This window comes from Vibrio sp. 10N.286.52.C3, assembly GCF_041468865.1.
GTDB classification, from domain to species: Bacteria; Pseudomonadota; Gammaproteobacteria; order Enterobacterales; family Vibrionaceae; genus Vibrio; species Vibrio crassostreae_C.
The window spans coordinates 1-13,231 of the sequence record NZ_JBFRJM010000020.1; the positions used below are offsets into that span (position 1 = coordinate 1).

At 46.1% G+C, this 13,231-nt stretch carries 8 protein-coding genes; 5 read left to right on the forward strand and 3 right to left on the reverse strand.

The features are described from left to right. Positions 1-227: 227 nt before the first annotated feature. Positions 228-677, reverse strand: coding sequence for a hypothetical protein (locus AB4138_RS08615; protein WP_372305637.1), 450 nt, complete (start codon positions 675-677; stop codon positions 228-230). Between the two features lie 346 nt (positions 678-1,023). Next, complete coding sequence (locus AB4138_RS08620; RefSeq protein ID WP_372305640.1) at positions 1,024-3,621, reverse strand: molybdopterin oxidoreductase family protein; 2,598 nt, start codon at positions 3,619-3,621, stop codon at positions 1,024-1,026. Positions 3,622-4,093: 472 nt separating this feature from the next. Here AB4138_RS08620 and nirB point away from each other — a divergent pair, with 472 nt between their 5' ends. The 4 genes from nirB (at position 4,094) to AB4138_RS08640 (ending at position 10,668) form a co-directional block, all read left to right on the forward strand. Beyond that, entirely contained in the window at positions 4,094-6,676 is a 2,583-nt protein-coding gene (gene nirB, locus AB4138_RS08625; protein WP_372305644.1) for a nitrite reductase large subunit NirB, read from the forward strand. 76 nt (positions 6,677-6,752) lie between these two features. Then, a complete protein-coding gene (gene nirD / locus AB4138_RS08630) occupies positions 6,753-7,097 on the forward strand; it encodes a nitrite reductase small subunit NirD (RefSeq protein ID WP_012600889.1) in 345 nt (114 codons plus the stop codon). Between the two features lie 143 nt (positions 7,098-7,240). Beyond that, positions 7,241-8,710 (forward strand): NarK family nitrate/nitrite MFS transporter, encoded by a 1,470-nt coding sequence (locus AB4138_RS08635; protein WP_017060867.1) that lies wholly within the window; start codon positions 7,241-7,243, stop codon positions 8,708-8,710. 167 nt (positions 8,711-8,877) lie between these two features. Then, entirely contained in the window at positions 8,878-10,668 is a 1,791-nt protein-coding gene (locus AB4138_RS08640; protein ID WP_372305647.1) for a protein kinase domain-containing protein, read from the forward strand. A 33-nt stretch (positions 10,669-10,701) separates the two neighbouring features. Here the strand turns inward: AB4138_RS08640 and cra are convergent, their stop codons facing one another. Further along, on the reverse strand, positions 10,702-11,706 hold the full coding sequence (gene cra / locus AB4138_RS08645) for a catabolite repressor/activator (RefSeq protein ID WP_050654049.1): 1,005 nt from the start codon (positions 11,704-11,706) through the stop codon (positions 10,702-10,704). A 382-nt stretch (positions 11,707-12,088) separates the two neighbouring features. Here cra and fruB point away from each other — a divergent pair, with 382 nt between their 5' ends. After that, entirely contained in the window at positions 12,089-13,222 is a 1,134-nt protein-coding gene (fruB, locus tag AB4138_RS08650; protein WP_372223749.1) for a fused PTS fructose transporter subunit IIA/HPr protein, read from the forward strand. Positions 13,223-13,231 lie beyond the last annotated feature (9 nt).

Sequence of the window (13,231 nt, forward strand, 5' to 3'; positions counted from 1 at the left end):
GCAATCACCGAAATACGCAGCAGTCGGAAAACGGAAAACGCGAACGTAGCGATGTTTACCGTAAAGCTATGAAAAGGTTAGATGATTGATTGCGGTAGAACGCCCAATTAAGGGGTGAGAACGCCAACTACCCTGCCTAAACCATTGTGACATAAACACTTAAACTGAAGTATGCCGAACGCACCATGCATTGGGAATCTGTCTTAAACGCTTGTATGGATAATGGCTTAAATGTCATGACAAATCTGAACAAAAAGTTCGTTTAAGCTAAATTTATCTGCGTCCTCAAGCCGTTGGACGGACTCTAGTTCTGCTAAACCTTGTTCAATGCCATCCGTCATATCAGAAAACGCATTTTGAGCTGATGCCCACAGGCTTATCCATTCTTTTAATGTAGGACGATATGTAAGTTCATGTGCGTACTTGTTTCTAATACTGTTTATTTGACTAAGTACGTCATACGCACTTTGACTAACGATACCGTTATTATGAGCTGCTTTAAGAATACTAAAAAAGCTAGCCTTGCGTAGCTGATGTGCAAGTTCAGGGGTTCGTTCACTTAAACGCTTTCTGAGCATGAACTCAACAACCATATGCCCTTGTAGAAACCAACCAAGATCTGGACGCTCATTAAGAGTCTCATAATATATGTCCATTTCTTCAACAATATCAGCCATAAGCCCTCTGATTTTTAAGATATGATTATTAGCCTAACAGCTATATTAGACAGAATAATTCTGCATTTTGTCCCTGAAACAATTCTGTCTAGTTTCCAAGACACACTACACTTGGTCTAATAACTCATTTAATAACATAATCTTACCTACTTATCTTCGTATCAAACATGACGAAAAGCAGAAATTTTCCATATAGTTTCTGGAAAATGCAGAAAACTCCCTAATGTGTGAGTAAACCGCAATTCAGGCTATGAAGGTTGTATCTTGGAAGTTGTATTCTCAAACAAAAACGCCGACATGATTGTCGGCGTTTACGCTGTAGGTATGGATAAGTAAGAGGAAGTAACTACTTCGCCATAGTACTCAAAAACTCGGCTTCGAACTCTTCATCGGCTTCTCTTGTTAGGCACTCCACCAGCCAGTCGATGCTTTGATGGTCTAGCTTACTGTTCACCACGAAGGCTTGCTTTACACCAGATTGACCCAGCTTGGCAGAGCCGTAGTTCTTGAATGATTTATTGCCGTGGTAATGGAGTGATTTAATCGCTTCTGCGTCAGGTTCTGGCAAGGCATCGAGGGTATTAGCAAGCTGAATAACCAGCTCCATAGGGTTCTTAGATGATGAGATGCGATACAGAAAACCGCCCTCCACTCTTTGGCGAACCCAGTAATCAAAGCCACTGCAGTCCATCACTTTGTCGCTGACCAGTGCGGCTTCACTACGATAACCACACGGCTCTACGACAACAGGTGTGTGTTTGAATTCTGGCTGACCTGATGCGGCATCGGTATGAGGCAAGATTAGTTCGCATGGTTTGCTGTCTTTGGCGGTGGGTGCGTTCCAGTGGATAGGCATGAAGACTTGTTCGCGGCGCATCTCTTTGGTCACTACTAAGCGGGCTTGGCACTCCCCTTGTGCGCTGCGCACTTTCACCACTGGATTAATAGTGGCGTGGTTGAAAGCATCTAGCCCAAACTCATCCAAGTTCAGTTCTGAAACGGTATCTGGGTGCATCGCAACAAAAGGCTCAGGGGTATGCTCACCTAAACCTGCCGCCAAGCCTGTGCGGCTCATGGTGTGCCATTGGTCTCGGATTCGCCCTGTGTTCATGATAAGTGGGAATTCCAGGCTGGTATCGGCAATCGGTTTGTCGTGCTCAACTGCAATAAACTGCGCTTTGCCAGATTCTGTAAAGAACTCACCATTGGTGAACATACGCTGCTCAATGATCTCTGGTTGATACTCAAGCACTGGCCATTGCTGTGGAGTAAGTTCGCCATAGCCTTTCTCATCCAGTTGCGTGAGTCCAATTAAGCACAAGTCTCGCGCTTTGCCTGTTTCATTGTCGAGCGCTGTCATCTCGCAATACTCTTTGAAGATCTCGCCTTCGTGGCGGAACTCGAACTGCTCTTTGAATCCCATTTTTTGTGCGACTTCTTTTAATATCCACCAATCGGGTTTGGCTTCCCCTGGGCTTGGTAATATACGGCGTTGGCGTGAGATTCGACGCTCAGAGTTAGTCACGGTGCCCGATTTCTCGCTCCACCCTTGCGCGGGCAGCACTACATCAGCCAAGCGAGTGGTTTCCGTATCGGCAATGCAGTCAGACACCACCACAAATGGGCACTTCTCTAATGCGGCTTTGATTTTTTCGCTGTCAGGCAGGCTCACGACTGGGTTGGTTGCCATGATCCACACGGCTTTGATTTTGCCTTCATTCATGGCATCAAACAGGTCAATCGCTTTTAAACCCGCATGTGTGGCTAAGCTGTCGGTTTGCCAGAACTCGCTGACGGTTTGGTGTGATTGTGGATCACCAAATTCAAAATGCGCCGCTAAGGTATTGGCTAAACCGCCCACCTCACGCCCGCCCATTGCGTTCGGCTGACCTGTTACTGAGAATGGCCCCATGCCCGGCTTACCGATTTTCCCGGTGGCTAAATGGCAGTTAATAATCGCATTCACCTTGTCACACCCTTGTGTCGATTGGTTCACGCCTTGGGAGTAAATGGTCAGCACCTTCTCATTCGATGCAAACAAACTGTAGAACTGTTTTAGCTGCTGCTCTGTTAACCCTGTGAGCTCAGGAACGCTTTTGTCGCCCCAGCCTGATTCGGTATAACCTGACTCTGTATAACGGTAGTGAGTCGCAGATCGAATTGATTCAGTAAAGCCTTGAGTGTGGTTTTCTATGTAGTCTGCATCTAGCTTGTCGTTATCGTCGAGATAGCCCAATAAGCCGTTAAACAGCGCCACGTCTGAGCCAGATTCCAATGCCAAGTGAATGTCTGCGATTTCACAGGTGTCGGTATAACGCGGGTCGATGACGATGACTTTCAATGCAGGGTTGGCTTGTTTCGCGGCTCTTAGCCTCTGGAAAAGTACCGGATGACACCATGCTAGGTTGGAGCCTGTAATCACAACTAGATCGGCTTGCTCGAGATCTTCGTAGCAAACCGGTACTGTGTCTGCGCCAAATGCACGCTTATGCCCGACCACGGTTGAAGCCATACAAAGGCGAGAGTTACTGTCGATGTTGCCACTACCAATGAAGCCTTTCATCAGTTTATTGGCAACATAATAGTCTTCGGTAAGCAGCTGACCAGAAACATAGAACGCAACCGAATCGGCCCCAAATTCTTCGATGGTTTGATTGAATTTGTCTGCGACCAACTGAGTGGCACTGTTCCAATCCAGCTCTTGTTTTTGCTCATTCTGAATATAAGCAGGCTGTGTAAGACGACCTAAAGGCGTGACGGTGTCGCCGAGCGCAATCCCTTTAGTGCATAGCTTTCCATAGTTTGATGGATGATCTTTATCACCACGCACTTCTAGTTTTCCTAACGATGTCGGTCTCGCTTCTATTCCACACCCTACACCACAATAAGCACAGGTCGATTTTATCCAGCCGCTGTTTGAATCGGTCATCCGTTTCTCGCTCAATTATCCATAATTGTAATAACTGAAAATAAGCAAATAACACGCCACTTAATAGCAGCTGATGAATAGCAAATAATTTCATCTAAAAACAACAACTTAATAAAAACACAAATATCAACAACGAACCAAACAGAACTTAACCAAGATCGAAACTTAATTTTTGCACCACCTTGCAGAAAGTTGCACCACAAACGCTCATTTATATAAATCTAACAAAAAATTTACATACCACTTTAGGGGTAATTGCGTACCACCTCTATTTTTTAAGGCACTGAAAATTATAAATAAATTTTTATTTAAATAAACGAACTGTAATCTGGCATCCTCCTTGCTCCACTAAAAACCAAGACTTAGAAAAAACATTTTTGTTTTTCTTGATGATTATGAATTGAGTGGAATCTCAACCCGGTATTCATCTGCTAACGACTAGAAATTAGATGCTAGTGATGGTGGCGCCGAGAATAAGGAATGGATTATGAGCAAGAAGAAAATCGTCGTTGTTGGTAACGGCATGGTTGGACACAAATTTATCGACAACATCCTGCAATCAGACAGTGATGAGTTTGATGTGATTACTTTTAGTGAAGAACCAAGGCTGGCCTACGACCGTGTTCAGCTGACGGCTTACTTTAATGGTAAAAGCGCTGATGACCTGTCATTGACCAGTGAAGAATATTACCAAAGCAACGGCGTGAACTACTTGTTGAATCAGAAGGTTACCAAGCTAGACACCGCCAATCAACAAGTCATCACTGAAAGTGGTCACGTTGAAAGTTACGACAAGCTAATCTTGGCGACCGGCTCATTCCCTTTTGTTCCCCCTATTCCCGGTAACGACCAAGAACACTGCCACGTTTATCGCACCATCGAAGATTTAGACGCCATTGAGCTCTCAAGTAAAGGCAGCAAATCGGGCGTGGTGATTGGTGGTGGTCTGCTTGGCTTAGAGGCCGCAAACGCAGTCAAAAACCTTGGCTTAGAAACCCATGTGGTTGAATTTGCGCCTCGCCTGATGGCGGTTCAATTAGATGACGGTGGCGGTGCCCTATTACGCAGAAAAATTGAAGACCTTGGTGTGCAAGTTCATACCGAGAAAGCGACCTCTGAAATAGTCGATGGCGAAAACGCTCGCTACCGCATGAACTTCGCCGATGGCACCCATTTAGAAACCGACATGATCGTATTCTCTGCGGGTATTCGCCCTCAAGATGAGCTAGCAAGAAGCTCTGATGTCGAAATTGGCGAGCGCGGCGGTATTGTGATCAACAACCACTGTCAAACCAATATCGACAACGTCTACGCCATTGGTGAATGTGCCCTTTGGGATAACAAGATCTTCGGCTTAGTGGCGCCCGGTTATTCGATGGCAAAAATCGCGGCTTCGCATATTGTCTCTGACGGTACTGACGACGCTGCGTTCACTGGCGCCGACATGAGCACCAAGCTCAAATTACTGGGTGTTGATGTGGCCAGTATTGGTGAAGTACACGGCAAGACGGAAGGCGCTCAATCGTATACTTATAACGATGAAATTGAACAAGTTTATAAACGCTTGATCATCTCGGCTGACGGCACAAAGATTGTTGGTGCTGTGTTAGTGGGTGATGCAGAAGCCTACGGTTCGCTACTGCAAATCAAACAAAATGACATGCCTCTTCCTGAAAACCCATCCGTGCTAATTTTACCTAACGTGGCCGATGATTCTGGTTCGGCAATGGGTGTTGAAGCTCTGCCTGATAGCGCTGTGATCTGTTCATGTTTTGATGTGACCAAAGGCGATATTAAAGAGGCCGTTTCAGCTGGCTGCACCACGATGGCGGCTCTAAAAGAAACCACCAACGCTTCAACAGGTTGTGGCGGTTGTTCTGCCCTTGCGAAACAAGTTCTGGATAGTGAGCTGAGTAACTTGGGTGTGGAAGTCTCTAACGATATCTGTGAGCACTTTGCTTATTCTCGCCAAGAGCTTACCGACATCATTCGCGTCAACAAAATCAAGACCTTCGACGAGCTGTTAGATTCTCACGGCAACGGATTGGGCTGTACTGTGTGTAAACCGGCTGTCGGTTCGATTCTGGCTTCGTACTGGAACGATTACATCCTTGAAGATCAACATATCGAGCTGCAAGACACCAATGACATCTACCTTGGCAACATGCAAAAAGACGGCACTTACTCGGTAGTTCCGCGTATTGCTGGCGGTGAAATCACTCCAGATAAATTGATTGTTTTAGGCGAAGTCGCTAAAGAGTTCGACCTGTACACCAAAATCACGGGCGGTCAGCGTGTCGACTTGTTTGGCGCACAGCTTAACGAACTGCCTATCATCTGGAAAAAGCTGATTGATGCAGGTTTTGAAACGGGCCACGCCTACGGTAAATCGGTTCGTACCGTGAAATCTTGTGTCGGTAGCACTTGGTGTCGATACGGTGTCGACGACAGTGTTGGCTTAGCGATTCGACTTGAGAACCGCTACAAAGGCCTGCGTTCACCACACAAGATCAAGTTTGCGGTTTCTGGCTGTACTCGTGAATGTGCAGAAGCCCAATCAAAAGATTTTGGCATTATCGCCACCGACAAAGGTTGGAACCTCTACATCTGTGGTAACGGCGGTATGCGCCCTCGCCATGGTGACCTTTTCGCTACCGACCTTGATGAAACCACACTGCTGCAATACATCGACCGCATTCTGATGTTTTACACACGTACCGCAGACCGCCTACAGCGCACATCAGTATGGATGGAGAACCTTGAAGGCGGCATCGAATACCTCAAGCAAGTCGTGATTGAAGACAAGCTCAACGTAGCTGAAGAACTCGAAGCGGACATCGCACTCAACATCGAGAAGTACCAGTGTGAATGGAAAACCACCATTGAAAACCCTGAGAAGATGAAGCGCTTCCAGCACTACATCAACAGTGAAGAAATGGACACTAGCCTCTCTTTCATCAAAGAGCGAGAGCAGCGTTTTCCTAAGCCGAGCTTGAGTGATGCTTCGAATTCAAAACGCGATGAAAAGCTCGCTAAAGCAGACCAAATCGAAGTGACTGAGGTTTCATAAATTTCATCAGGTTCATCAGGTTCATCAGGTTCATCAATAAAAAAATAAAAACTCAATTTTAGACTAGGAGAAAGTCATGGAAAATTGGACAACCGTATGCAGCACCAGCGATCTAACCCCAAACGGGGGAATTTGCGCCAAAGTAGACGATAACCAAGTGGCTATTTTTTACTGCAAGCGCAGCGACACGCTTTATGGGCTCTCTAATTACGACCCTATCGGCAAGGCGAATGTGATGTCACGTGGTATAATTGGTTCATTAAGCGGAGAACCTTACGTGGCCTCACCCTTATACAAGCAGCATTACCACTTAGAAACTGGCGAATGTCTTGAACAGCCTGAGCTCAAGCTCGTGAAATTTGAAGTTCGCAAACAAGGAGAACAAGTTCAAGTTCTCGCACCACTTGCTATCGCCAGTTAACTAAACCGCCGACACCATCATGCAAACGCTTATTAGCGTGCGCAATTTCGGCACAGGGTTTATGCACATTAAAAGCGTTCTAAGTTCGGAAGTAACGCAGGTGCACAAACCGGGTAATTTTCCAGATTTAAAGGATTTAAACCATGGATAACACTAAATTTTCGCTGCTTTCATTTACGGGTAAGATGAAGGTCTTACACCTAAGCTGGATGGCCTTTTTCATTACCTTTGTTGTGTGGTTCAACTTTGCCCCACTACTGCAAATGGTAAAAACTACGCTTGGTCTTTCTACTGAAGAGATCAAAACCCTCCTGATCCTCAACGTTGCATTGACCATTCCGGCACGTGTCGCAATAGGCATGCTAACCGATAGATACGGCCCAAGGTTGGTTTACTCTTCGCTACTCGCGGTCTGTTCTATCCCTTGTTTCATGTTTGCTCTGGCAGACTCTTTCATTCAAGCAGCAATCGCTCGTTTCCTACTGGGCTTCATTGGTGCAGGTTTCGTTGTCGGTATTCGTCTTGTGTCTGAATGGTTCCCACACAACGAACTGGGTACTGCAGAAGGTATTTACGGCGGCTGGGGTAACTTCGGTTCAGCAGCAGCGGCGTTCACACTTCCAACTCTCGCTCTAGCGTTTGGTGGTGAAGACGGCTGGCGTTATGCGGTCGGTATTACCGGCGTAATGAGCTTAGCGTTCTCGTTTATCTTCTACAAAAACGTGTCAGATACACCAAAAGGTTCGACTTACTTCAAGCCTGCTCAAGTAACAGCAATGGAAGTGACATCAAAGGGTGACTTTTTCTTCCTACTTATTATGAAGATCCCTATGTATGCCGCTTTAGCGCTACTGACTTGGAAGCTATCACCAAGCAACATCAACATGTTGTCTGACATGGCGGTTTACTCTGTGTATGCAGGTTTAGCAGCACTTTACGTGTACGAAGTGTCGCAAGTTTGGAAAGTAAACAAGAACGTATTTAAAGAAGAAGTGCCTGAGATTCACCAGTACAAGTTCAAGCAAGTAGCGGTACTTAACGTATTGTACTTCGCAACATTTGGTTCTGAACTGGCTGTGGTTTCTATGCTGCCACTGTTCTTCTCTGAAACCTTTGAATTAACACCGGTTCTTGCAGGTATGGTTGCATCGGCTTATGCCTTTATGAACCTAATGTCTCGCCCAGGTGGTGGTTGGATTTCAGATAAATTCGGTCGTAAACCAACACTGCTTATTCTAACGATTGGTCTTGCTGTGGGTTACTTCGCAATGGGTCAAGTCGACAGCACATGGCCTGTATGGCTAGCGGTTGTTGCGGCGATGGCGTGTTCTTTCTTCGTGCAAGCGGGTGAAGGTGCGGTATTCGCAACGGTTCCTCTAATCAAGCGTCGTATGACAGGTCAAATTGCAGGTATGACGGGCGCTTACGGTAACGTGGGTGCAGTAGTTTACCTAACTGTGTTGTCATTCGTGAGCTACCAAACCTTCTTCTTAGTGATTGCTGCAACAGCGGTACTTGGCTTTGTGACTCTACTGTTCATGGAAGAGCCTAACGGTCAAATCGCCGAAGTAAACGACGATGGCAGTGTCACGCTGATTAATGTTTCAAGCTAGGTCTGTACTATGAAGCATTGATATTATTGAATCGGGAGAAGCACCTTAGCGGATACATCAATGCTAGGTGCTTCGTTCAAAGGCTCTAAGTTCACTAGGGCTTTTGTTCTTCCTAGGATGTTCTGTCAAGGAAGCGGGAAGAAGAACAGTTAAGAAGAAGATCAGTTATGACAATTTCATTCAGCCAAGGGCAAGTCGTCACGCCAGAATCCAACAACCAGTTAACGCTTAAGTTTGGTGGTTATTCGAATAAAGGCATACGTGATGAAAATCAAGACGCCATCATTGTAAAGCACCCCAAAACTCGTACTGAGCAAGAGTTTAAAGGCAGTGTTGCCTGTATTGCAGACGGGGCAAGTTGCAGTGAATACGGCCAGAAAGCCAGTCACACCAGCGTGATGCAGTTTATCGACGACTATTACGCAACTCCCCAAAGCTGGAGCATTCAACGTTCGGCGCAAAAGGTCTTAACGTCCCTCAATTCTTGGCTCTTCAACACGTCTGTTTCTAATATTCATCCCGCACAACAAGTGAACCACAATGCCCTCGTTTCGACGTTCAGCAGCGTGATATTAAAATCAAACACCGCACATATATTCCACGTTGGCGACAGCCGCATTTACTTACTCAGAGATGGAGAATTACGCCAACTGACCCGCGACCACACCCGTAAAAATATGGGACAGAAGCATTATCTTACACGCGCCTTAGGCATGGACAACCAACTCAACGTTGACTATCAAACCCTGCCTATCAAGAAAAACGACTGCTTTATCCTGACATCTGATGGCGTGCACGAGTTTGTCTCTCCCAACACCTTCAAGGAACACATCGACAAACCCGGAGCGGATTTCGAATACGCGGCACAAACCATCTGTAACACGGCTTTAAGCCACAATAGCTCGGACAACGTGAGCTGCTTGATTGTGCAAGTCAGCCATCTGCCTAAACCTTCGCTGATTGAGTTCCATGAGAAGCTGGCTAAACGTGCTATCCCACCCGCTTTAAAGCTCGGGCAAAGTATCGACAACTTCATGGTACTTGAGGTGTTGTATGCAGGATCTAGAAGCCATGTGTATCGTGTGATGCAGAAAGAGGCACAGACCGAGTTCGTGCTGAAAGTCCCTTCCGTCCAATATCACGATAGCCCTTCGCAACTCAGAGCTTTCTTTAATGAACAATGGGCGGGGATCTTGTTAAAAAACAAGAGAGTAATGAAGGTTTACCCGACGCCAGAGAACTCGCAATTCTTATACCAAATCTGCGAATGGGTTGAAGGCATCACGCTAAGACAATGGATGTACGACAATCCAAAACCGTCACTCAATGAAGTACGCGACATACTAGAAAAGATCACTCAAGGCATTCGAGTACTGCAACGTGCAGACATGGTGCACCGAGACTTAAAGCCGGAAAACATCATGATTCAACGTGATGGTGAGGTAAAAATCATCGACCTTGGTGCGGTGTTAGTGAGAGGCCTTGAAGAGGGAGAGCTCACCGACAAAGACGACACTCCATTAGGCGCGGTCAATTACATAGCGCCAGAGACCATCAAGCACAACACGGCCACCACAAGCTCGGATCTGTTCTCTATCGCTGTGATCGGCTATGAGATGCTAACCGGTGCATTGCCCTACTCTGAAATGACTGCCCAATCGCTTAAACAATCTCGCCACCATCAATGGGAATACCAACCCATAACTCAGAAACGAGCGGACTTACCAAGTTGGGTGGATTTAGTGTTACAAAAAGCCTGCGCGGAATCACCAAGCGAACGTCATCAAGTGTTGGGGGATTTTGTAGCAGACCTTTACACACCAAACCAAAGCTTGGTGAAAAGCAAAGCCAAGCAACCTTTGATAAACCGAAACCCAATCCAGTTTTGGAAAGTGTTGGCTTTGTTGCTCGGCATTGTTGCGGTCGTAGAACTGGGGTTATTGTTAAACCCAAGCTAGATACGTTTACGAATTAGCCTAATATAACCGCGTTTAGCCTCGTTTCACTAAGCTTCTTGGCACGAGTTCAATGCCAGCTTGGTAACGCTTAGCCGATGCATTCAGCGCCAAAGCAAAAGCGCTGTCGGCAATTACTTCAAACTGCTGAGGCAGTGAATGGACTTTAAAAGGTAAGAAATCCAATAAACGGTTATCACCAAAGGTTGCCAGCTTTACTTGGCTGATCAGTTCTGGCTTTTCGACCATCACATCCAACACACCTTCTAGTAAGGTATAAGACATAGTGACAATGGCATCAGGCACTGTGCCTTTGGCAATCCAGCCCTCAAAAATCTCACGCCCTGATTCTCTGTCAAAGTGCTCGCCATAACCCACTACCATCGGCTTGTTTTCTGTTAGCCCTGTTTGTTGAGTATGTGCTTTATTCGCCGCTTCAAAACCCAACTGACGTTCACGTGAAATGTTCAGATCAGGCAGTGCACCAATCAAACCAACACTATGAATACTGTCATCAAGAATCGAATGCGTCAGTTCAAATGCAGCCTCGAAATCTTCACTGATCACACAGGCAAAGTGCTCATCATCTAAAGGACGGTCAATCGCAATAACGGGTGTGCCTGAGTTTTGCAGTTTCAAGTAGAACTCATTGGCGTCTGGCATTGAGCTCGCCACCAGCAAGGCATCGATACGACGGCTAACAAGCGCTTCCGCAACTTTACGTTCGGTTTCGGCGTCATCATCTGAGCAACCAATCAAAATTTGATAACCCACTTTACGTGAGTTCTGCTCTATCAATTTTGCTAAACGCGCGTAACTGCTGTTTTCCAGATCGGGAATAATCAAACCAAATGAACGGCTATTACCAGCGCGCAGCGACGAAGCAGCATGGTCTGGTCGGTAGTTATACTCTTCCACCACTGCCATGACTTTCTGCTGTGTCTTTTCACTGATTCTGTATTTCTGCGCCTTGCCATTAATCACATAGCTGGCTGTGGTTTTCGACACACCGGCTAGTTTGGCAATCTCATCTAGTGTCATATGGGTGACCTGTATTTTGTGCGTAGGATCATATAACCAATCTTCTGATCCTTGGATTAGTTGAATTATATACTGAATCGATTCAGTATAAAAGCTGAAAGGATTCAGCAAAATCTGAAAAGTGACTTCAATCATCTTTTTGAATGGATTGAGCGCCATTTGTCGTGATTCAGCTTCTTGTTGTTAACGAAACTGAAATTACGACACGCAGCAAAACTATTTTGAAAACCAAAATCGGCTTTGCTGAATTTTTTTACACTGAATGCTGAACCGATTCAGCCAGGATAAAAAAGAGCAAGCAAAGAGTTAAGCTCCATAAACCTTGCTCTAGACTGAATCGTAGCGATACACAAATTCTCAAGCGATACGCTAAAGAGGCACCATGCTTAAATTATCAAAATCTGACATCACTCTAGGCCAAACTGCCGAAGACAAATTCAAAGCAATCCAAAACATTGCTGGCGACCTGACAGCTAAAGGTTTAGTTGACTCTGGTTACGTTGACGGAATGCTGAACCGTGAAAACCAGAACTCTACGTTCCTAGGTAACGGCATCGCGATTCCTCACGGAACGACGGATACTCGTGGCCTAGTGAAAGAGACAGGCGTTGCGGTACACCACTTCCCTGAAGGTATTGATTGGGCAGACGGCAACCGTGTTTACGTTGCGATTGGTATTGCAGCTAAATCAGACGAGCACTTGGGCATTCTTAAGCAACTAACGAAAGTGCTAGCGGCTGACGGTGTTGAAGAGAAATTAAAGCAAGCGAAATCAGAAGACGAAATCATCGCCCTACTTAACGGCGAAGTTCAACTAGAAGCCGACCTAGACGCTTCTTTAGTTCAGCTACTGTTCCCTGCGAGCGACATGATTCAAATGTCTGCAGTTGCGGGTGGCCTACTTAAGAACACAGGTTGCACAGACAACGCATTCGTTGCTGACCTAGTAACAAAAACACCAACTCACCTAGGCCAAGGCCTGTGGTTGTTGGGCAGCGACAAAGGCGTAACACGCACTGGCGTATCTTTCGTTTCAACAGCGAACCATTGTGAATACGAAGGCACACCAGTTAAAGCATTGGTGGCATTCGCAGCTTGCAACAGCGCGCACCAATCTATTCTGGCAAACCTAAGCAAGATGGTTTTCGAAGGTAAACAGCAACAACTGTTAACCGCTGACGCAGCGCAAGTGATTGGTCTTCTGAAAGGTGAAGCGGTTTCTACAGCTTCTCAAGACGATGACAACTGCGCAGTATTCAAAATCAAAAACGCACACGGCCTGCACGCTCGTCCGGGCGCAATGCTAGTCGCTGAAGCGAAGAAGTTTGAATCAACAATCCGCGTGTCAAACCTAGATGGCGACGGAAAAGAAGTGAACGCGAAGAGCTTGATGAAAGTGATCGCTCTTGGCGTTAAACACGGCCACCAGCTTCAGTTTGTTGCTGAAGGTGAAGACGCAGCACAAGCACTTGAATCGATTGGCAAAGCTATCGCTTCAGGCCTTGGCGAAGGTTAAGGAGTCGAT

What these genes read in the sequence shown, in the direction of transcription:
- AB4138_RS08635 (WP_017060867.1), top strand. Translation starts at nt 7,241, where the DNA reads ATGGATAACACTAAATTTTCGCTGCTTTCATTTACGGGTAAGATGAAG.
- cra (WP_050654049.1), bottom strand. Translation starts at nt 11,706, where the DNA reads ATGACACTAGATGAGATTGCCAAACTAGCCGGTGTGTCGAAAACCACA.
- AB4138_RS08640 (WP_372305647.1), top strand. Translation starts at nt 8,878, where the DNA reads ATGACAATTTCATTCAGCCAAGGGCAAGTCGTCACGCCAGAATCCAAC.
- fruB (WP_372223749.1), top strand. Translation starts at nt 12,089, where the DNA reads ATGCTTAAATTATCAAAATCTGACATCACTCTAGGCCAAACTGCCGAA.
- nirB (WP_372305644.1), top strand. Translation starts at nt 4,094, where the DNA reads ATGAGCAAGAAGAAAATCGTCGTTGTTGGTAACGGCATGGTTGGACAC.
- nirD (WP_012600889.1), top strand. Translation starts at nt 6,753, where the DNA reads ATGGAAAATTGGACAACCGTATGCAGCACCAGCGATCTAACCCCAAAC.
- AB4138_RS08615 (WP_372305637.1), bottom strand. Translation starts at nt 677, where the DNA reads ATGGCTGATATTGTTGAAGAAATGGACATATATTATGAGACTCTTAAT.